Annotated in this window: 20 protein-coding genes; 7 read left to right on the forward strand and 13 right to left on the reverse strand. The window is 35.1% G+C overall.

All coding sequences use genetic code 11. The features are described 5' to 3' along the window. Nucleotides 1-19 precede the first annotated feature (19 nt). Together LV842_RS05340 and LV842_RS05345 are read right to left on the reverse strand one after the other, a co-directional pair. Nucleotides 20-2,368 carry a T9SS type B sorting domain-containing protein gene (locus tag LV842_RS05340; RefSeq protein WP_233110424.1) on the reverse strand — a complete coding sequence of 783 codons (2,349 nt, stop codon included), beginning with the start codon at nt 2,366-2,368 and terminating at the stop codon, nt 20-22. A 153-nt stretch (nt 2,369-2,521) separates the two neighbouring features. Continuing rightward, complete coding sequence (locus LV842_RS05345) at nt 2,522-4,822, reverse strand: T9SS type A sorting domain-containing protein (protein ID WP_233110425.1); 2,301 nt, start codon at nt 4,820-4,822, stop codon at nt 2,522-2,524. A gap of 420 nt (nt 4,823-5,242) precedes the next feature. Between LV842_RS05345 and LV842_RS05350 the strand changes: the two genes are divergently transcribed. Then, a complete protein-coding gene (locus LV842_RS05350) occupies nt 5,243-6,781 on the forward strand; it encodes a helix-turn-helix domain-containing protein (protein ID WP_233110426.1) in 1,539 nt (512 codons plus the stop codon). Then, the gene (locus tag LV842_RS05355) at nt 6,778-7,908 is read left to right on the forward strand and encodes a tetratricopeptide repeat protein (protein ID WP_233110427.1); all 1,131 of its coding nucleotides are present in this window, start codon (nt 6,778-6,780) and stop codon (nt 7,906-7,908) included. The genes LV842_RS05350 and LV842_RS05355 overlap by 4 nt, the downstream gene beginning before the upstream one ends. 18 nt (nt 7,909-7,926) lie before the next feature. On the opposite strand, the gene LV842_RS05360 is transcribed toward LV842_RS05355, so the two are convergent. The 10 genes from LV842_RS05360 to LV842_RS05405 all read right to left on the reverse strand — a co-directional run bounded on the left by LV842_RS05360 (nt 7,927) and on the right by LV842_RS05405 (nt 15,899). After that, complete coding sequence (locus tag LV842_RS05360) at nt 7,927-8,313, reverse strand: hypothetical protein (protein ID WP_233110428.1); 387 nt, start codon at nt 8,311-8,313, stop codon at nt 7,927-7,929. Beyond that, nucleotides 8,310-8,603, reverse strand: a complete 294-nt coding sequence (locus LV842_RS05365; RefSeq protein WP_233110429.1) for a hypothetical protein — start codon at nt 8,601-8,603, stop codon at nt 8,310-8,312. The genes LV842_RS05360 and LV842_RS05365 overlap by 4 nt, the downstream gene beginning before the upstream one ends. 2 nt (nt 8,604-8,605) lie before the next feature. Then, on the reverse strand, nt 8,606-10,009 hold the full coding sequence (locus tag LV842_RS05370) for a nucleoside recognition domain-containing protein (RefSeq protein ID WP_233110430.1): 1,404 nt from the start codon (nt 10,007-10,009) through the stop codon (nt 8,606-8,608). A gap of 94 nt (nt 10,010-10,103) precedes the next feature. Next, nucleotides 10,104-10,622: a DUF6973 domain-containing protein gene (locus LV842_RS05375; RefSeq protein WP_233110431.1), complete on the reverse strand. Its 519-nt coding sequence runs from the start codon at nt 10,620-10,622 to the stop codon at nt 10,104-10,106. A gap of 54 nt (nt 10,623-10,676) precedes the next feature. Next, nucleotides 10,677-11,534, reverse strand: a complete 858-nt coding sequence (gene accD, locus LV842_RS05380; protein ID WP_233110432.1) for an acetyl-CoA carboxylase, carboxyltransferase subunit beta — start codon at nt 11,532-11,534, stop codon at nt 10,677-10,679. Nucleotides 11,535-11,628: 94 nt separating this feature from the next. Continuing rightward, nucleotides 11,629-12,699, reverse strand: coding sequence for a class II fructose-bisphosphate aldolase (gene fbaA, locus LV842_RS05385; protein WP_233110433.1), 1,071 nt, complete (start codon nt 12,697-12,699; stop codon nt 11,629-11,631). A gap of 71 nt (nt 12,700-12,770) precedes the next feature. After that, entirely contained in the window at nt 12,771-13,640 is an 870-nt protein-coding gene (locus LV842_RS05390; protein ID WP_233110434.1) for an NAD kinase, read from the reverse strand. Between the two features lie 2 nt (nt 13,641-13,642). After that, nucleotides 13,643-14,293, reverse strand: coding sequence for a CBS domain-containing protein (locus LV842_RS05395; protein ID WP_233110435.1), 651 nt, complete (start codon nt 14,291-14,293; stop codon nt 13,643-13,645). A 185-nt stretch (nt 14,294-14,478) separates the two neighbouring features. Next, nucleotides 14,479-15,009 (reverse strand): RNA methyltransferase, encoded by a 531-nt coding sequence (locus LV842_RS05400; protein WP_233110436.1) that lies wholly within the window; start codon nt 15,007-15,009, stop codon nt 14,479-14,481. Nucleotides 15,010-15,074: 65 nt separating this feature from the next. Further along, a complete protein-coding gene (locus LV842_RS05405) occupies nt 15,075-15,899 on the reverse strand; it encodes a bestrophin family protein (RefSeq protein WP_233110437.1) in 825 nt (274 codons plus the stop codon). Between the two features lie 230 nt (nt 15,900-16,129). On the opposite strand from LV842_RS05405, the gene LV842_RS05410 reads away from it, so the two are divergent. Further along, nucleotides 16,130-16,999: a cupin-like domain-containing protein gene (locus tag LV842_RS05410; RefSeq protein ID WP_233110438.1), complete on the forward strand. Its 870-nt coding sequence runs from the start codon at nt 16,130-16,132 to the stop codon at nt 16,997-16,999. A gap of 256 nt (nt 17,000-17,255) precedes the next feature. Beyond that, nucleotides 17,256-19,844: a DNA mismatch repair protein MutS gene (mutS, locus tag LV842_RS05415; RefSeq protein ID WP_233110439.1), complete on the forward strand. Its 2,589-nt coding sequence runs from the start codon at nt 17,256-17,258 to the stop codon at nt 19,842-19,844. A 34-nt stretch (nt 19,845-19,878) separates the two neighbouring features. On the opposite strand, the gene LV842_RS05420 is transcribed toward mutS, so the two are convergent. Then, a complete protein-coding gene (locus tag LV842_RS05420; protein WP_233110440.1) occupies nt 19,879-20,349 on the reverse strand; it encodes an energy transducer TonB in 471 nt (156 codons plus the stop codon). Between the two features lie 140 nt (nt 20,350-20,489). Between LV842_RS05420 and LV842_RS05425 the strand changes: the two genes are divergently transcribed. From LV842_RS05425 to LV842_RS05435, 3 genes are all read left to right on the forward strand, one after another. Further along, nucleotides 20,490-20,981, forward strand: a complete 492-nt coding sequence (locus LV842_RS05425) for a TlpA family protein disulfide reductase (RefSeq protein WP_233110441.1) — start codon at nt 20,490-20,492, stop codon at nt 20,979-20,981. Between the two features lie 10 nt (nt 20,982-20,991). Next, nucleotides 20,992-21,648, forward strand: coding sequence for a thioredoxin family protein (locus LV842_RS05430; RefSeq protein WP_233110442.1), 657 nt, complete (start codon nt 20,992-20,994; stop codon nt 21,646-21,648). A 70-nt stretch (nt 21,649-21,718) separates the two neighbouring features. Beyond that, nucleotides 21,719-22,114: a ribosomal maturation YjgA family protein gene (locus LV842_RS05435; RefSeq protein WP_233110443.1), complete on the forward strand. Its 396-nt coding sequence runs from the start codon at nt 21,719-21,721 to the stop codon at nt 22,112-22,114. The last annotated feature ends 2 nt before the right edge of the window (nt 22,115-22,116 follow it).

Raw genomic sequence — 22,116 nt, forward strand, 5'->3', positions numbered from 1 at the left:
GTTGTAAACTTTAAAAAAGTCAGTCTCTGTTTTTCAATAAAATCCACCCTGTGTATTTAATTGTAGCGTTTTGCAGATTAGGTTCTTTCCAAGATATTTCGTACCAATAGGTTCCGGAAAGTACTTTTTTGTTGCTGAATCTTCCATCCCAAGTATAGTTGTTGAAAGCAGTGCCTTTAAAAACATTGTTTCCGTATCGGTCATATACAGAGAAAGACAAATCCTTCTTGTATTTAAGCTCTGCATAAGAAATGGTATCATTAATGTTGTCTCCGTTTGGAGTGATGGCATTGATGATATTGATGACTGTCAATTCTATCTGTACAGGTTCACAGTTGTAAGCATCTTTTACATAAAATGTATTCTGTCCGTTCGGAAGATTGTTAAATACATTAGAAGTTTGCCAGTTGATATTGTTGGTAGAATATAGGTAAGGCGACTTTCCTCCGGTTACGGTAATGGTAGCCTTTTTATTTTCAAGATCAATGTTTTTGATCACTGGTTTAGGAGCTGCTTTTACAGAAACTTCTTGTCTGTTGAAACATCCGTTATATCCTAAAATCACCCAATAATTTCCGGGACCAACATTTGATATAGACTGTGTAGTTGCTCCCGTGCTCCATTCATATGATTGATAGCCGGTTCCTGCATCTAAAGTTGTAGTGGCATCAATGCAAATCTCCTGAGCAGAAAGCAAAGAGGGAGGAATCGGAGGCATTACCACCTCAAAAACAGGAGTTGTTGCAGGAGGGCAGCTTCCTCCAACAGAAACGGTTACGGTATAATTACCCGCCTTTGTTGGAGAATACATATTTGTTGTAGCTCCCGGAATAGGATTTCCATTAAAGTTCCACTGATAAGAAGCGTAGCTGTCATCTACTTCCAGAATCATACCCGGAATACAGTTCCCATTCTTTTTAGCAATTACAGGAATGGAAGAAAATCCGGCGAAATAACCGCCATAGCCAACAGCTTCGTGACTTGCAGCTATTCCTGCGGTAATAGCTTTGGTTGAGGTTACTGTAATATTACCGGTAACATTTTCCAACGAATACGTTTGCCAGTTTGGATTTCCCGTCACGGGATATGGTCCCTGAACACCCGATAAGGTTGTTCCGTTTACAGACACACTTGCCCCTGTTTCAGTAATAATATTTAATCTTACTTTAGGATCGATAGTTGTGAAATAAGGTAATATGTTAATCATCCCAATTTCATCTATCTTTTTAGGAAGAAAACAGTTTATAGGTGGGATGTAATTAGCTCCACCCGTATTGTAATACGTTCCTGAAGTACCTCCTGACAAAAGCTGATAGACATATATTTTTTTGGTACTTCTAATCCGCATATTATAATGTCCGCTGGAATTCTGGCTGATGAAGCCTGTCGAAAGAATTCTGTAGAATTGTCCTTCATTCAAAGTAGTAATAGGAGTGGTTTCGTCATTCAGATAAACCTGAGTATTGTTTTCTGTAGCAACAACTACTGCTCCTTCAAGTTCATAGGCAAGCGGAGCCATTCCTTTCATTACTATATATTCGTCACCCAATCGCTCTACAGGAATAGACTGATCCATATAAATATCGTTTCCTCCTGCCCCGTTTCCAATTGCGGTATGTTGACCAGTAAAATTACCATTCGTTACAGAAATAGGCTTGTTGGAGACTATTTTGGTTCCGATAAAACCAGTTAGATTAGCTGTAAAGTTTCCATTTCCTTCAATAATGTAAGATTGTCCTTTGTTTAAAATAAAAGTTATAACAGGATTATTAGTGCCTGTAGTTCCATTAGAAAACTGAACAGCAGGATTATAGCCGGAAACAGTTACTGTAGTATTATCCTCTGTGGCTAAAATTCCGCAGGTAAAATTAAAACTGACATTTTTATCAGACAAAGGAGCATAGGCTGCAAAAAACTTTGTTCCTATTCCAGCTTTTCCCTTAGAGGTCAAAATTTCGCCATGTTTATCTACTGAAAATCTAAATGTGCAGAAAAAAGGTTTGTCTCCTTTTACATATAATCCTCTTGTTTTGATACTGAATATTTCAGATTGAGCATCTGTAATCATAACATCTTTAGGGATCACGAATGATTGAGGATTTCCTTTACTGATCGTTACCGTACCAATAATTACATTGTTGTTATAAATAGTAACAGGAAAAGGAACCGTAATGTCTGTTGATAAAAATAAAGCCTGTCTGTTAGTCGTATTAGTATATGCCTCTTTTATCGGAGCAAACCAATGTTCGGTATCTCTTTGTGAAAAAAGCTTATTGCTTGCAAAGAGCATCAATAAAAAACTAAACAAAAGCTTATTCGAAAAGCTAAGCCATTGTTTTGTATGATGAGAAGTATTTTTAGGACTCATTGAATATTTTTGTTTTGATAATAAAAAAAGGTAGAGTTTTATATCATTTTAAGTAGGTATTTTTAATCAAATAGGATAAGAAAAGGGAAAGAATAAATCTGCCATAAAAGCAGCGAGATGACCTCGCTACTTATTATGACAGAAACAACATATTTACTTTTTAACAGCTTTTATTGTTTTAGAAGAACCGTTTTTCAGGGTTAATTTGATCATATAGACACCTGAATTAAGTTCGTGTAATGAGATTGTTTTTTCTGAAGATTTTACTTCTTTCACCATTCTACCAGAAGCATCATAGATGGAAACAGACTGTAATTGTACATCTCCTGAAATATTGATCATATCCGTAAATGGATTAGGGTAAATAGTGATGTCATGTTTTGCTGCTACCTCACTGGTTCCCAATGCTACAGTAGGAGCCCAAGATATATTATCCCAATAGTATAGAACATTACCTCCTTCAGCATATGTTGTATATAGTACAAGTCTTGCTGTAGCAGGAACAGTACTCGGAATAACCACACTGTATTCACTTGCTCCTGTATAAGCAGTATTGGTGATATTTACATCCTGAATCAATACAAATGAATTGATATCTGTAAGATTTGTTATATAGCCAACTTTTATTTTACCCGTATTTACACTGCAGTATGCTCTGAACGTCAATGAATGTGTTCCAGCATTGATATTGCTTAATTCTGGTAAAATAGCCATAGATGTCCCCGTAAGAGGTCTTTGTAGAATATGTCTCGTTCCGGAATAGGCCCCCGTTGAGTTTATATTTACGCTTCCGGAATTGGTAACTAATTTTTTCCAACATGGTGCATTAGTGTCAATCAACCCGGCGTTATAAGCGTCGAAATTTTCAAAAAGAGATGTTTGTGGAGCACAAAGAGTTAAGACAGAACTAATATTTGTCCAAGCACTTTGGTCAGTTGTGCTACATCTTGATCTTACCCAAATGTAATACGTTGTTGCAGAGTTCAACCCCGGTAAAGTATAAGGATTTGCCGTTACCCCTGTTACGCTTGGTGCTGTAGAAGAAGTTGGAGGCGTATTGCTTGTACTGTAATAAATATCATACCCTAAAGCAGGAGCCGGTGTAGGTGCAGTCCATGCAATATCTACACTTGCACTGGTCGTATTAGATAAAATTACATTAGATGGTGTCATACAAGTTGGTTTAGGCTCCCAATAAACATTATCTATATAGAAAGAATTAGATGGCACACCTCCGTTTCTAATTGCCAGTCTTGCATTGGCAGGAACAGTATTGGGTATCACTACCGAATATTCATATCCATCAAATACATTACTAAGAATATTTACTGATTGAACATTTACAAAAGAAGATGCATCTGTATCATTAGTAACATAACCAATATCTAAAGGACTAACTGTAGAACCCGCATATCTGGCTTTGAATCTTAACCAATGGGTTCCTGCATTTACATTACTGAATGCCGGAAGAACTGCAATAGCTGCATTAGCAGCACCACTTGAACTTTGATATAATCCTTTTGAACTATTGACCCCCGAACCTGCAGAAACAGCTTGGTAGCCGGTGCCTAAAATGATTTTATCCCAGCAATCCACAGTATAAAGTGTTCCCGTTGTAACAACACTTTCAAAATCCTGAAACATAGAAGTCATCGGATCGCATTTAGTTTTGAAAGTTCCTCTTAAAGACCATGCGCTTTTATCAGATGTGCCACAAACCGATCTTACATAATAATAGTAAGTGGTAAAAGAAGCTAATCCGCTAAGAGGTTTAGACGTCGTGGTACTTGTTCCTGATGCCGGCGTAGAAGCGTCCGGAACGGTAGAAGAAGAAGTGTAATAATATTCATAGCCGTTTCCTGGAGCTGTAGCAGGAGCTGTCCAAGAAATTGTTGCGGTACTGGTTGTTATATTGCTGGAAGTAAGAGCCGAAGGCACGAAACAAGTTGGGGTAGGTACAATTTTCAGACTGAAGTCTACGAAATTACCATTGCCGTTAGTATTAGGTCCGCAAGGATTTGGGGTACCGTTAAGAGTTGTTCCTGTTTGTACTCTTATTCTATAAACTCCCGGAGCTTGAGCTGGCGGAACGAAAAATTGGTCATCAACAGTTGAATAGGCAGATGTTCCCAGTGGATTTTCATAGAAATCGTTAAAATCACCATTCGAGTTCCAGTCTACCCAGACAAGAGATTTAGTCCCTCCTCCGATAAATTCTAAATGGACTTTCACGGTTCCTCCCGGATAAGAGGTTACCATATGGCTTGCAGAATTATCTACATAAGCCTGATAACTTGTTGCATCATAATATAATGCACCCTGATCTGAAAAAATAGCATTTTTCAAATAATTCGCAGTAGATGTTCCTCCGACAGTTGGTGTACAGTAAGTCTGTGCATTCAACTTAAAAAAAGGAAGAAGTAAAAGCATCCATAACAGATAATGTTTTCTCATATATTTTTGTTTTATCGTTAGTAATTATTGTTTCGAAGAAAATTTCCCGGCTTATTTTTAAAATTTGAAAACCTGAATGATCATTTATTCATATCTCAAATTGTAATCAAGAAGCTTTCTTTTTTTGTAATTATTTTCGTTGAAAAAGCCAATATGTTTATTGTTTTTTTAACTTCTTTAGGCTTTGAACAATATTAGAGTTATATTTGTTTTTTATAAAGGACTGGGCTTGCATAATTCAATGAATTTGCAAGGGTTTAAAATTTAAAAACCTGTAAATCAATTTATTGCAAATTGGTTTGAAAAAGGTGAATGATGGAATTACCTGAAAAAAAAAGAAGAAAAACAGCCGGATTTTCAAAAAAAATAAGGAGAAATAATATCAGAATATTATTTTTTATACTGTTATGTCCAATTTTTATGAATGCCCAGTCTGTTCCGAACTTTGGAATTTTAACAGACAAGGCTTTTCAAAAATTATATCAAAATCCTGAAGATTGTATAAGTTATTCCCAAAGTCTTTTAATGAGCGATAAAGATATTGAGCATAAGATTATATTAAGGAAAATTATTTCTCAAGCTTATGCCCTGCAAGGAAATTATGTGCAAGCTGTGAACATTTCAAATCAAAAAGATGAGGATATTACCGATGAAAAGAGTTCTTCTTTTGCTCAATTATATGGAGATTATAATCTTGCAGACCAATATCAGAATTTAGGATTATACAGTCAGTCGAGAAAAATTATTACAGATATTCTTTCGAATCAGGAGTTATTAAAAAGCAAGCATGTTAAAGAAAGAGCTGTATTGGGTAAGATTTACCAGCTTCAGGCCATTAATTTAGGGATTACCAGAAGCTATGAAAGTGCTTTGCAAAACCTTGATAAAAGTGATGGGTATCTTGATGAAAAAAATGGAGAAAATAGGATTGTAAAGCAGGAAAATGCCATTTTTCGAGCCACTTTTTTAATGAGGTTGAATAAACTGGAAGAGTCAAAAAAACACTTAGATGATGGTATTAAAGACATTGATCGTCATGGAGGGAGTGTTTTTTTGTCAGCTTTTGCTTACGAAACAATGGCAAGATATTTTTTCCTGAAAGAAGATTATAATACAGCTATTATTTATTTAGAAAAAGGTCTTTTAAAAATTGATAATCTGCCGTATAATGATATGAAACTTATTTATTATGAGTTGCTTACAAAAAATTATTTGGCACTTCATAATGATGAAAAATATTATTACTACAATAATCTTTATACAGACCTGAAAACGAAACTGGATGGTAATAAAAAAGAAGGAATACAGTATATTGTAAAGTTGGTAGAGACGTATCAGAATAAAAATATTGAGTATCAGAAACAACATAAGTTTGGACAGCTAAAAAATGTTTCTATCATTGTTTTGTTTTTTGTCGCTGGAATTATTGTCTACTCTTTCTATGAATCCGGAAGAAGTAAGGATTTGAAAAAACAGCTTGGTTTCTTTGAAAAACAAAAAGAAAGAGAAGAATTAAGGTTGGCTCAGGCAAATAAGCAGAGAAATGATATAGGGAAAGAAAATAAAACCAGCGAAAAAGATTTACTGAAAGTTTCTAAAGAAAAAGAAGACGAAATTCTGAATAAATTAATAGAATGGGAAGAATCTGATCACTTTTTAAATAAAAACATGTCGATTTCCATGCTTTCTGCACAAACCGGAATCAACACAAAATATCTTTCAGAGGTCATTAACACCACCAAAGGGAAAAACTTTAATGGATATGTTAATGAATTGAGAATTAATCATATAGCTCATTTATTAAAAACAGATCCGGCTTATTTAAATTACAAAGTAAGCTATCTTGCTGAGTATTCGGGTTTTTCTTCGCATGGTGCATTTACCAATGTATTTAAATCGGTAACAGGAATGTCTCCCAATACCTATATTCAGGAAATTTTAAAAAATAAAAGAGAATGAAACAGATCGCTCATCTTATTTTGTGTATTGCTTTATGTTGGCAGTTTCCTGTTTTTGGGCAGAAAATTTCTGATGATTCTCTGATGAAGCAGGCCAACCTTGAAGTGTATAATAATCCTGATAAAGCCATCAGTATAGGGAAGAATTTGCTTCAAACGGAGAAAGACATCAATAAAACAATTAAAATTTATTTAATGATGTCGACTGCGGGAATTGCCAAACGAAATTTTGATGAATCTCTCAGTTATATTTTAAAAGCCAGGGAGTTAGCTCCTAAAACCAATGATCAGAAGCTGCAAATTACGGTCTTAATTTCTATTGCCTTCCAATTTCAACAAATGGAACTTATCAGCAAAAGTCTTGAATCTCTGGATGAGGCAGATGAGTATTTGGAAAAACTTCCGGAAGGACTGTCATTTAAATATTTTGAAACAGCAAGAAGTTATGCTTTGCGCGGAATGATCTACAAAAGCCAGTCTAATCCTGAAATTGCACTTCAGGAATTTTTGATTGCTGCTAAAAATTTTGAAAAAATAAAAGAAAAAGAGAAGACGTATTATAATCAAAGTATCATTTATTACAATATAGGAAATTGCTATCTTCTTCTTAATCAGTTAAAAGATGCGGAAACAGCTTTTATAAAATCTATGGAACTGGCCAGTTTAATCAAAGCGAAGAGTTTAGAAGCTTTTGCGTTGAAAGGTTTGGCAGAAATGAACAAACAAAAACATCAGAATCAGGCAGCTATAGACTTATTGGCAAAAGCAGAAGTTCTTTCCAAAGATGTAGCAGACCTTACCCTTTATGAAGGAATTTATAAAGAAATGGCGGATAATTATCTTGCCATGGGAAATCAGAATTTATATCAGATTTACAGCAAAAAATATTTTGAAACCCGCTTAAAAAGAGAACAAAGTGAGTTGAGCTCTGTCGATCGTGCGATTGATATTCACAATGGAGAAGCCCAGAAAAAAAGCAAAGAAATCGTGGCTCACTACAACTATTACATCGGAGCAGTTGTTCTGTCAGGATTGCTTGTTTTTGGACTGTTCTTGTGGAGGTTATTTACGATTAAAAACCGTAACAAAAAATATCAGAAAGAGATTCAAAGGCTGATCAGATCATAGAATCCCCCTCTTAGATTTTTAACTATTCTTCAGTTCATTAATTCTGTTGATAACGGGCAAAGCAAAAATTCCGCTGGTCTGAAGATATAATTCGTAAAATGTTTTTGCTTTATCCAAGAAATCTTTGTTTCCTGTAGTCTTTCCATTAAAATAGAAAAGGTTCCCCAGCATTTCATAATAATCTTTATGATCTCTTTCCTGTCTTTCGTTTACGATTTCAATAATTTCTTCTTTTGATTTTGATGAAAGTGTGGTAAAATCAAACTTGAAAATATCTCTCATCAAAGTCTCGAAATCCAGTTCTTTTTGCATTAAACTTTCTTCTGGTTTGTCTAAAATAAGTTTTTCCAACGCTTGAGATAACTGGCGTATTAATCTTAATGTGAATTCTTTATCTGTAATCATTTTTTTTGTTGTTTTTCTGTTGTTTCTTCAATTTCAGGAGTAGAACTTGTGCTGGAAATGAAGTGTATTGTACCTTCTTTACTTTTATAAATTCTTAAAGCCAATATTAATCCAATACAAATTCCTAAGATGACAATTGCAAGGGCAATGGCTAATGTTAAGTTATTAGGATTTGGAAAATAAACAAAAGCAGCAATCAAAATTCCAATCAAAAAAGGAGAAAGAAAGATTTGAAATCCGCCAATCACTTCCGTTGATTTTTCAAAAATATTGGGTTTGTTTTCTTCCATTATTAAGCAAAGAAAAGATAAGCAAGCGCAATAGAAGTAATAACACCTACCAAATCCGCCAAAAGCATGGCAATTACTGTGTATCTAGTATTCTTTACGGCTACTGCTCCAAAATAAACGGCAATCACGTAAAACGTCGTGTCTGAGCTTCCCTGAAGAACGGCTGCTAATTTCCCCTGGAAACTATCTGCTCCAAAAGTGGTCATCGTATCAACCATCATTCCTCTTGCTCCGGAACCGGACAAAGGTTTGATTAAAGCGGTAGGAAGTCCGTCTACAAAACGAGGATCAAAATGTGCAACGTTGGCTACCCATTTCATTCCGTCGATAATGACATCAAAAACACCCGAAGTTCTTAACAAAGAAATAGCGATCAGCATTCCGACTAAGTAAGGAATAATCTTCACACAGGTCGTAAAACCTTCTTTTGCGCCTTCAATAAATGCGTCAAAAACATTAATTTTTTTATAAACCGCTCCAAGAACGATCGCAAGGAAAATAAAGAGAATCAATCCATTGCTTAAAACCTTACTGAAATCATCCAATTGGTCTTTACTTAATTGAACCAGATATAAAACCAGCAAAGCAATTACAGCAGAAATCCCACCAACATAAGCAAGAACGATAGGTCTTAATAAATTGATTTTTTGATATAAAGAAACAATAATCATTGCCGCCAAAGTTGCTGCGAAGGTAGCAATCATACACGGAAGAAAAATATCCGTCGGTGTTTTCGAGCCCATCGAAGCCCGGATTGCAATAATCGAAACCGGAATCAGCGTCATTCCCCCAGCGTGAAGGCAAAGAAACATAATTTGAGAATTACTTGCCGTGTCTTTGTTCGGGTTTAAAGTCTGCAGGCTTTCCATGGCTTTCAAACCAAAAGGAGTTGCAGCATTATCCAAACCTAAAAGATTGGCACTGAAATTCATCAGCATATGTCCGAAAGCGGGATGGTTTTTAGGGATTTCAGGAAACAATTTTGAGAAAAAAGGTTGTATTAATCGGCTCAGCAGGTTGATTCCGCCTGCTTTTTCCGCAATACCCATGAATCCCATAAATAAAGTCATGATTCCGATTAAACCTAAACAGATTTTCACTGCCGTTTCAGAAGTTCCGATGACACCATCTGCTTCCTGAATACGATATACCTTTACATCCTGTTTCAGCGAATCGGTTTTATAATGAATTCTGCTGTCTGCAAAATCTGGCTTTTTCATCAAACTGTCTCGGACAATCGGAGAAAGCGTATTCATTTTCTGGGTTGCAATCTGTACCGTATCACCGCCTTTACCCACAACCATATCATTAAAAATGGTTGTGTAGTGGCTTGAGGAGATGTATTTTATACTTGCAATGGCAATGGCTACAATGATAAATGCCGACCAAATTCTGCTGAGAACCATCTTTATTTTTTGTTAAGTTGTTAATTCGTGAAGTCGTTTATTTCGTTCTATAAAAAACAAATGTACAGATTTACATCTTAAGAATTTAACATCTTTACGAATTAGCATCAGAAAGATAAACCAAAAATCCATCAAAATCGTCATCCAGATTTTTTAGAACTTTCGCGTCCTTCATTTTCTTTTCCAGCCCGTCAACAAAAAAGCTTTTTTCAAAGAACTGACGATGGATTCCTGGAAGCAATTCCATAAAATAATCCATCCCGATTTTGTTGTTATGAAGATCCATTTTTGTTTCCAAAGGCTGATTGGGGAATAATTCTTCGTGCATATCGGTCATTCTTTTACAAAAATCCAATGCTTTTTGAGGGGAAGAAACCTTACAGCAATACATCATAATAAAACACGACCATAATGCATGTCTGAAAGCATTTCCGATACCATTATTAGAAGCCGTTTTCGGAAATTTTTTCTGAGCAATGGTGAATGCTTTTACCGTGGCATGAAAACTTAATAAAGAAAAAAGAGGATGGGGCAGAACGAGCGACAAAAGGCGCATGATCTTTTTAAAGCTCATACTCCGAATCGTATCAAAGAATATTTTGAAAGTTCTCATAAATAAAAATCTCTCCCTAATTAGAGAGAGATGATTGTATTTTTGTTACAAATTTTAAGCACGTACTGCTAATAAATTTACTGTTTTTGCTACTGTATCCTGAATTTCAGTTCTTTTCACGATGAAATCCACAAATCCTTTTTCCTGCAAGAATTCAGAAGTCTGGAAACCTTCCGGAAGATCTCTACCGATTGTTTCACGAATAACTCTTGGTCCTGCGAAACCGATTAATGCTCCCGGTTCTGCCATGATAATATCTGCGGTCATTGCAAAAGAAGCTGTAATACCTCCAAAAGTAGGATCACAAAGGTAAGCGATGTATAAAAGTCCTGCTTCAGAAAGCTGAGCCAGTTTCGCCTGTACTTTTGCCAATTGCATCAAAGAGTAAGTTGCTTCCTGCATTCTTGCTCCTCCGGACTGACAGATGATCATATAAGGAAGTTTATGCTTGATACAATAATCTATTGCTCTTCTGATTTTTTCTCCCATTACAGAACCCAAAGATCCTCCAATAAAAGCAAAGTCCATACAAGAAACTACCATTTCAGTTCCTTTTACAGTTCCTACTGCATTTCTGATAGAGTCTGTAAGTTTTGTTTTAGCTTTTACTTCTTTTAGACGGTCTGCGTAAGGTTTTGTATCTTTAAAGTTAAGGATATCTATACTTTCAACGTTAGCATCTAACTCAGTGAATTTACCTTCATCAAAAAGGATCTCAAAAAATTCTGCACTTCCAATTCTTACATGAAATCCGTCTTCAGGAGAAACATAGTTGTTTCTTCTTAATTCCTCATGCTCAACTACTTTTCCTGAAGGAGTTTGATGCCAAAGACCTTTTGGAACATCTTTTTTCTCATCAGTAGAAGTCGTAATGTTTTTTGCTTTTCTTTTAAACCAGTCGAATGCTGCCATTTTGTAATGTATTAATGTACAATGTAAAAAGTAAAATGTATAAAAAAGAAAGTATTGAACCTTACTCCTTACACATTTTACTTCTTACAAATTTTTATTTTAAAGTATTTACGTTATTTAAATCTTCAAATGCCTGAACTAATCTTGTAGAGAAAGTTTCTTCACTTTTTCTCATCCAAACTCTTGGGTCATAGTACTTTTTGTTTGGTTTTTCTTCTCCTTCAGGGTTACCGATTTGAGTTTTTAAATACTCGATATTGTTAATCATATAATCTCTTGCTCCTTCTGTATAAGCAAACTGAAGGTCAGTATCAATATTCATCTTGATTACACCGTAGTCAATTGCTTCTCTGATTTCTTCCAAAGTCGAACCAGAACCTCCGTGGAATACAAAGTTGATTGGTTTTGCTGCAGTTCCGAATTTCTCCTGAACGAATTTCTGAGAATTGTCAAGAATTTTCGGAGTAAGAACTACGTTACCCGGCTTGTAAACTCCGTGTACGTTACCAAATGCTGCTGCAATAGTAAAGTTGTCAGAGATCGCTTTTAGTTTTTCGTATGTATAAGCGATATCTTCCGGTTGTGTATATAGTTTTGAGTTATCAACGTCTGAGTTGTCAACACCATCTTCTTCACCTCCTGTAACTCCGATTTCTACTTCAAGAGTCATTTGGATTTTAGCCATTCTTTCGAAATATTTAGCAGAGATCTCTAAGTTTTCTTCTAAAGATTCTTCAGAAAGGTCTAGCATGTGGGAAGAGTAAAGAGATTTTCCTGTTTGCTTGAAGAATTCTTCGTTAGCATCCATTAACCCGTCAATCCAAGGCAATAATTTCTTTGCAGCATGATCTGTGTGAAGAATTACAGTGGCTCCGTAAGCTTCTGCTAGCGTGTGGATATGTTTTGCTCCGGCAATAGCTCCTAAAATAGCAGCCTTCTGACCATCGTTGTTTAATCCTTTTCCTGCGTTGTAAGCAGCTCCACCATTTGAAAACTGAATAATAACAGGAGAGTTTAATTTCGCTGCAGTTTCCATAACTGCATTTACGTTGCTAGAACCAATTACGTTTACTGCCGGTAATGCAAATTTATTTTCTTTAGCATATTGAAAAATGTCGGTAACTAATTGACCTGTGGCAACTCCTGCCGGAAAAATTCTGCTCATGTTTTACTTTTTATATAAATTATTAGGATCTTTTTAAAATTCCTGTAAAGGTAATCATTTTTGCTCAATAACTAATTTCTTTTGTCTCGGCCCCAAAGTAGCTTTTGACGGATGGTTTCATAGAAACTTAAATTATTAGGCTGTACCAAAAGGAGCTGAAAAGAAGCCTTTTTTATAATGATTTCTTTATCGGTTTCTATATGAATCAATCTCGAGTCTAAAGAAAGGGAATACTGAGGAACCCTGCTTTCCACTTTAAATTTAATTTCTACCCTGTCATTCACTACCAAAGGCCTTACATTAAGATTGTGAGGAGCGATAGGAGTAATGACGAAATTTTCGTTATTGGGTGAGATGATAGGTCCGCCGCAACTTAATGAATAGGCGGTAGAGCCGGTAGGCGTGGAAACAATGACTCCGTCTCCCCAAAATACATTCAGAAATTCATCATTAATATATGAATCTACCGTAATCATTGATGTTGTTTCTTTTCTTGAAACGGTAACATCATTTAAAGCATAAGGGAAAAAACCTTCTTCTAAGCCAGGAGAAACCACTTCAATGACTGATCTTCGGCTTGTTTTGATATCGCCTTTTAGGATGGCATCTAATTCTCTGAAAGCTTCTTCTTTCGTAAAGCTTGCCAGGAAACCCAATCTTCCTGTATTTACCCCTACTACTGGGATTTCAAGATCTTCAATAAAGGTTAAAGAGTTTACAATCGTTCCGTCGCCTCCGAAAGTAAAAAAAAGATCTACTTCTTTTTCAAGAAGATCCTGCTTACAATTAAAGGTTTCGAAAATTTTTGAAAACTGAAGAGCTTCCGCCATTTCATCATAAAGAACAGATGTTACGCCTCTGCTTTCGAGCTCTGAAATAAATTTACTGAGATATAAAAAGGTGTCAAGATCTTTTTTCTGAGAATATATGGCTGCTTTCATGCTTAGATTTCTATGAATTTTTGGAAAAATCCGAATCGGTCTTTATACAAGTCTGATTTTTCGTCGGAATAATATTTCTCCACGATTCTGTAATCATATCGGTCGAATGTGGCATCTATCGAGGTAAGATTTTCATTGCTTATTTTTATGGTAACATGAATGACTTCATCAGACATGAAGCTAATAAATCCTCCATAAAATTTAGAATTATTACTCTCTACAATATTGGCAATTTCTGTCATAGAGTATTTTCTTGCAGGAGTTTCTATCGTAAGAATAGCCCCGGTTTCAGAAAACAGCGGATATTTTGATAAATCCTGAAAAATATCATCACAGATAATATATCCTAAATATTTTTCATTTTTATTGATAACAGGAATTACGTTCGTATTAAAAGTGTGGAATAACCGAATACTGTCCAGGATATTGTTGTCTTCCAATATAGCGAAACGCTCTATCTGGTGTTCCAGGTCTTTTAGTATTCCTTCCTCTTCATAAAGAAAGTCGATGGCGATAGCTCCGTAAAAATGATGGGATTTTTTGATGAAAATATGCGAATATCCAAAAGCTTCTAATAACTCCCTTGCTGCTTCTATCGAATCAGTCAGGCTAAAGCACGGAAAGTCTTTTGAGATATAGTCCTTGATAAACATGGTGCTAATTTATAAAAAATTAAACTAAATTTTTTCTGTGACCCGGTTTTTTTTAATGATTTTTTTTGAAAATTGATGTTAAAATTTGTTTGTGAAAGAAAAAGAAGTATCTTTGTCGCCTTTCATTTTTACTTTTTATTAGATTTATTTCAAACTGCACTGTCTTTTAGACACATGCAGTTTTTTTATTTTAGGGCCTTTGCAAACTCCCACATTACAATTCCTCCGCATACACTTACATTTAAAGAATGCTTTGTTCCCAATTGTGGAATTTCTAAGAAAGTATCGATGTTGGGAAGAGCTTCATCGCTGATTCCTTCCACTTCATTTCCTAAAATAACAGCATATTTCTTTGAGGGGTCAATGGTGAAATCGGTGATCATCTTGCTGTTTGTTGTTTGCTCAATACCTATAACTTCAAAACCCTGAGATTTTAAATCATTAATAGCCGTATTGATGTCACTTTCGTGGAGCCAGTCCACACTTTCCGTAGCACCTAATGCCGCTTTATGAATTTCACGATGAGGAGGTTGCGGAGTGATTCCGCAAAGAACAATCTTTTGAATTAAAAAAGCGTCTGCTGTTCTGAACGTAGCACCTACATTGTGCATGCTTCTGATGTTGTCCAAAACAACTACCAAAGGAATTTTTTCAATCGTTTTAAATGTTTCTACATCTATTCTGTTGAGTTCTTCCAGTTTTAATTTGTGTACCAATGTTTTATTTTAAAGAGATTAAAAAGTCAAAATTAATAGTTTTTTAGCAAACCCGATTTTGAAAACTATGGAAGTTTTTTCAGTCCCATAATCTGATGGACGTTTTTTTCTATGTTTTGTGCTAGTGCCTCCATCGGAATATCATTCTCATCATTGTTGAAAGGGTCTTCAATTTCCTCAGCAATGATTTCTAAACTCATCAACACATAATATACAAAAACAGTAAGAGGAATCATAAAAAGACCAATGCTGATGACATATGCAACTGGCAATGCCAATACATAAAGAATGATAAACTTTTTCACAAAAGAAGAATAGGAATAGGGAATCGGAGTGTTTTTAATCCTCTCACATCCGCCGCAAACTTCTAAAAAACCGCTAAGCTGTGTATCCAGATACAACATTTCTACATCAGATATTTTACCTTCTTTTTTTAACTGATTCAGTTTGTGAGTTAAAAGGAGGATAATTTCATTCGGGCCATGGTTTTTTATGGATTGTTCAATTTCCGAATAGTCTTCGTCTAATGCCAATCGTGTAGAATCTTTAGAAAGGTGTTTTGCTAAAAAGTGAGGAAAAAACTTAAGATATCTTGCAATTTGTTCGGCATCCTTTCTGTCGTTTTCGAGAATAGAATTGATTTTTATGGCAAAATTCCGGGAGTCATTTACTAGTTTTCCCCAGAGTTTTCTTCCTTCCCACCATCGGTCGTAAGCCGTATTGGTTCTGAATACCAATAACAAAGAAAGAACAAAACCGAGTAAAGAATGAATCATCCCCACATTACTGATTCCGGATTTTGAAGTAAGATGAAGATATTCAACTTCTAAATATTCAATTCCCCAAGAATAGAGCCCAACAATAATCATACTCGGAAAAAGAATTTTCAAAGTATCGCTTTTATGCAGACTGAAAAGGATTTTTAGAAAATGTTTAGTATTATAAGCTTTCATACACTTCGTTGGTCTTACAAAGATAAAATTTTTCGTTTTTATAATTCCTTACTTAAAATTTAAAAATCAATCAATTCATATAAAATGATAACTAATAGTAACATTAAAATTTTTCTGGATTTCAAAAAAAGACTATTTTTATTTCGCATTAAAAAATACCACACCAAATGATTCTCGAAAGTGTAGATGTTGTAACCGATATTAGTAAAGAAGATTTTCAAAAAAAATATTTCAAAAAGCATAAGCCTCTTTTGATTAAAAATTTTGCAAGTCGATGGGATGCTTTCGATAAATGGAATTTTGATTTTATCCGAGAGAAAGCAGGTGAACAAGAAGTTCCTTTGTATGATAATAAGCCTGCAGATGCTGCCAAAAGTTCGGATGCTCCTGTAACCCACATGAAAATGAAGGATTATATTGATACCATAAAAAGTAAGCCTTCAGATCTCAGAATTTTCTTTTACATCATTACAGATCGTCTTCCTGAGTTATTGAAAAACTTCACCTATCCTGATTTAGGGATGAAGTTTTTTAAAAGACTTCCGACTTTGTTTTTTGGAGGAAGTGAGGCGCATGTTTTGATGCATTATGATGTGGATTTGGGAGACTTTCTTCATATTCATTTTGAAGGCAAAAAAAGAATTTTACTATTTGATCAAAAGCAATCTGCGTTTCTTTATAAAGTTCCGTTGTCGGTTCACACAATCTATGATGTAGATTACGAAAATCCTGATTATGAAAAATTTCCTGCTTTGAAGCATGCGAAAGGTTTTGAAATATTTATGGAACATGGCGATGCACTTTTCATTCCGGGAGCATTTTGGCATTTCAACAGATACCTGGAACCCGGATTTTCAATGTCGCTTCGTGCGCTTCCGAATAAGCCAAATGTTTTTGCTAGTATGCTGTATCATGTATTTATCATGCGATACACAGATAAATTAATGCGAAAACTTTTTAAAGCGAAGTGGGTAAATTACAAACAAAAGTGGGCGTATAAGAAAAGCTCGAAAGCCTTAGCGAAAACTCAAAATTGATGAAATTTTTAACGCAAAGATTTATTTAAATCGCTTTACTTTTTAAGTGAGCAAAGAGGGAATCAACAAAGTTGATTTTAATGAAGCTTAAGCATGAGCTTCGCGAAACAAATTGCCTTCTTGCATTAAGATTTGTCAACAATAAATCTTTGCGTTTAAATTAAAATTATAAAACTCACATCTAGTTTTTCAAAAACTTTCCTTCTACTTTTTTATTTCTTACTTTTACCATCCTAATTTTTTAAGAACGATTTTAATGGCAAAGGCAGCGAAGAAAGAAACCCCGTTAATGACGCAGTACAACACCATCAAGGCGAAATATCCTGATGCGCTTTTACTATTCAGAGTGGGAGATTTTTACGAAACCTTCGGACAGGATGCGGTGAGAACGTCTCAGATTTTAGGAATCGTTTTAACGAAAAGAGCAAACGGAGAAGGGCACATCGAATTGGCTGGATTTCCGCATCATTCAGTAGATTCTTACTTGCCAAAATTGGTAAGAGCCGGGATGAGAGTCGCGATCTGCGACCAGTTGGAAGATCCGAAAATGGTCAAAGGAATTGTAAAAAGAGGAGTAACCGAATTGGTCACACCCGGAGTTACTTTCAATGATCAGGTTTTAAATTCAAAAAAGAACAACTTCTTACTATCTCTTCACAAGGAAAAGGAGAGATTCGGGATTGCGTTGGTAGATATTTCTACAGGAGAGTTTTTGGTGAGTGAAGGAAACCTGGAAAAGTTGCTTCATATCGTCAATACCTTTGATCCGAGTGAAATTATTTATCAGAGAAGTGTTCAGATTCCGGAGCAGATTAAAAATAAAAATGCTTTCAAGCTTGAAGATTGGGCTTATCAATATAATTTCGCTTACGAAAAACTGACCAGTCAATTTAAAACCAATTCATTAAAAGGTTTTGGTGTTGAGAATCAGCCGTTAGCAATTACGGCAGCAGGGGCAATTTTTGCTTATTTAGTTGAAGATACCCATCACAACTTATTGGCTCACATTACCAAAATTCAAGTAATTCCTCAGGAAGATTTTCTGATGATGGATAATTTTACGTTGAGAAACCTCGAAATTGTATATCCAAGCAATGCGCAGGGAAAATCTTTGTTGGATATTATCGATAAAACATCTACTCCGATGGGAGGAAGATTGCTGAGACGAAGAATTATTTTACCGCTAAAATCAGTCAGTGAAATCAACAGAAGACTTTCTTTAATTGATTTTCTAAATGAAAATGATCAGCTTAAATATGAAATTTCCCAACTCTTAAAATCGATTTCCGATTTAGACCGATTGATGGGAAAACTGGCGGCAGAAAAAATTTCACCGAAAGAATTGGGATATCTTCGTCAGAGCCTAATTAATATTCATAAAATTAAAGAATTGCTTCATCCCCATGCTGATATTTTGGCTTGGTTAGAACCTTTATACGATCAGGATGAATTGATAAAATGTCTTCAGAATCATTTGAATGAGGAGCTTCCTGTTAATTTGGCAAAAGGAAATGTGATTAAAGAAGGGATTTCAGAAGAATTAGACCGATTAAGAGGACTTCAATCTAAAGGTCGAGGTTTCCTGGATGAAATGTGTCAGAGAGAAATCGAAAGAACAGGAATTACAAGCCTTAAAATTGATTTTAATAACGTTTTCGGATATTATATTGAAGTCCGAAATACCCATAAAGATAAAGTTCCTGGTGACTGGTTGAGGAAACAAACGTTGGTGAATGCCGAACGTTATATCACTGAGGAATTAAAAGAATATGAAAATCAGATTCTTGGAGCGGAAGAAAAGATCGGAGTTTTAGAAAACGAACTGTACAGAAATGTTTGTGCTGAAACCATGATCTATATCGATCAGATTCAGGAGAATTCAAATATTATCGCCCAACTGGATGTTGCGGCTGGATTGTCTGAATTGGCGGTTTCGGAGAGCTATACAAAACCTGTTTTAACGGAAACTTTTGCGATTGATCTAAAAGAAGCGAGACACCCGATTATTGAAAACGCACTGCCATTAGGTGAAAAATATATCCCGAATGATATTTTCTTGGATAAAGATTCTCAGCAGATTATCATGGTTACCGGACCGAATATGGCAGGTAAATCGGCAATTCTTCGTCAGACTGCAATTGTTTGTCTGTTGGCTCAGATTGGAAGTTTTGTTCCTGCAAAACATGCTGAAATAGGTGTTTTAGACAAGATTTTCACCAGAGTAGGAGCAATGGATAATATTTCTGCCGGAGAATCGACGTTCATGGTTGAAATGAATGAAGCGGCAAATATCCTGAATAATATTTCCGAAAGAAGTTTAATCCTATTAGACGAAATCGGACGTGGAACTTCCACTTATGACGGGGTTTCCATTGCTTGGGCCATTGCAGAATACCTTCATCAGCATCCGACTCAGGCAAAGACATTGTTTGCAACGCATTACCATGAATTAAATGAAATGACAGTGAATTTCGAGCGTGTGAAAAACTTCCACGTTTCGATTCAGGAGAATAAAGGAAATATTATTTTCTTAAGAAAGTTAATTCCGGGCGGAAGTGAGCACAGTTTCGGTATTCACGTAGCGAAATTGGCGGGAATGCCTGCAAAAGTAGTGAACAGAGCCAATGAAATCCTGAAAACACTGGAAGCAAGCCGAACTCAGGGAAATTCTTCTGAAAGCATTAAAAGAGTAACTGAAGAAAATATGCAGCTTTCTTTCTTCCAGCTGGATGATCCTGTGTTGGAGAATATCCGGGAAGAACTTACGAAAATTGATATCAATACACTGACGCCAATAGAAGCTTTAATGAAGCTGAATTCGATAAAAAAAATGATTGGAGGTTAATTCTCCAATCATTTTTATAAATATTCTGATTAACTTAATACTTTTGCAAAGAAAGCGGGAAACTGTAAAGATAACGAACCGGTTTATCAGCTACTAGAGCTGGTTTCCAACGAACAAGCATTTTCTTTATGGCCATTTCTGCTGCTTTTGCATGATCTTTATTATTGCTTATTGCTGCGATATTGTTGATATAGCCGTTTTTCTCAACAATAAAGTAAATTTTTGTATCAATTTTTTTGCCTTTTGCATAAATTACCTCCATATTTTCAGCAAATTTTCTACGGAAAAGGGCCATTCCGCCGGGAAATTCAGGTTCTTTATCTGCGGTCATTACTACTCCTGTAAGATTGATTCTCTTTTTCAGTTCTCCATAATGAGGAAGTGATTCAACATTAATAATGGCTGCCGGAGCAGGAGCCGGAGTTGTTTTTGTTTCAGGAGTTTCCTGTGCAAAAGCAAAAGAAACCATAAACAAAGTCGTCATCAGCAATACCCTTTTTTTCATAATATAATTTTCCACAAAAATAAATATCCTTCCCGATATAGGGATTATTTTTAAAAGAAATTAAAATAGGATAAAGATTCTTAACAAAATTTAACAAGATCTCTCCGTAAAGTAATCGCTTGATTTTCTTAATTTTGAGTATGAATAAGATTATAGGTATTATTATTTTTCTATTGGGGATTGGTTGTTATTATGCACAAAATCAAGCTGATGTGAATTTGGTAAAGTATGAGGAACTGGAAAAGAAAATTCAGTCGGAAGGAGACAAATTATTAGTGGTCAACTTCTGGTCAACGACTTGTGCACCCTGTGTGAAGGAATTGCCTTACTTTATGGAAGTGAATAATAAACACAAAAATAATCCGAAATTTAAAATGATCTTGGTCTCCTTAGACAGAGGCGTAGATAAAGGAAGGGTTTTAAAATTTATAAAAAACAAAAACCTTACGGCAGAAGTTATTTTATTAGATGATATTAAAAGAATGAATACCTGGATTCCTCGTTTTGAAAAAGACTGGGACGGAAATATACCTGTAACGATCTTTTATAAAAATGGTGAAAAAGTTGATTTTAATGATGGAGAAATGAGCAAAGAAGAGCTGGAAAATACAATTACGAAATATTTAAACTAAACAAAGTAATATGAAAAATTTAAAAATCTTAATAATCGCTTTTGTTGTTGGATTGGGACTTCTGAGCTTTACCACAACGAATCATGATAAAAATGACCCGAAAAAAGAAAACAAATCTTTGGTAAAAGGGTACGAAGTAGGAGATGAAGCCACAGATTTTAAACTGAAAAATACTGACGGTAAAATGGTTTCCTTGGCAGATTTTAAAACAGCGAAAGGTTTCATCGTTGTTTTTACCTGTAATCATTGTCCTTATGCGAAAAAATATGAAGACAGAATTATTGCACTAGATAAAAAATACAAATCTCAAGGGTATCCTGTCATCGCGATTAATCCGAACGATCCATCCGTTCAGCCTGAAGATGGATATGCACAAATGGTTGAAAGAGCCAAGCAGAAAGGATTCACTTTTCCGTATTTAGTGGATGAAGGACAAAAGATCTTTCCTCAATATGGAGCTACAAAAACACCACATGTTTTTCTTTTGCAGAAAGAAGGCGGTAAAAATATCGTAAAATATATTGGTGCCATTGATAACAATTATGAAAATCCGAATGATGTTTCAGAATATTATGTGCAGGATGCAGTAAATGCTTTAATTAAAAATGAGCCGATAAAAATGACAAAAACTGTTGCTATCGGATGTACAGTGAAAGTGAAGAAGTAATATATTTGTAAAAAAATGCTTGATCGGTGTTCATTGGGATGCCGATTTTTTATGCTCAAAATATAAAATGATGAAATTAGAATTCAACCTAAAATTTTTATTACTTTCAATTGCGATTTTCCTAGTTGAGGTACTCATCGCGACCCGATTAAAAGATATCTTTTTTGTGAGAGCCTATCTCGGAGACGTTATTGTTGTGATGCTGATCTATACATTGATCAAAAGTTTTTTCAAAATTGAGAATAATGAAAAACTGATTTGGGGAATCCTGGCTTTTTCTTTTTTAGTGGAGTTTGCGCAATACTTTACTATTGCAGAAAAACTAGGCTTCCGGGAAGGAAGCCTAATGTATATCATTGTCGGAAATTCATTCTCTTGGATTGATATTCTGTGTTATGCAGCAGGTTGTATGGTGATGTTCTTTGTAATAAAAATTAAAGACTCAAGGCTAGGATTGTTTTCATAGGC

Origin of the sequence: Chryseobacterium gwangjuense (assembly GCF_021311115.1) — a bacterium.
In the GTDB taxonomy this organism is placed as follows: Bacteria; Bacteroidota; Bacteroidia; order Flavobacteriales; family Weeksellaceae; genus Chryseobacterium; species Chryseobacterium gwangjuense.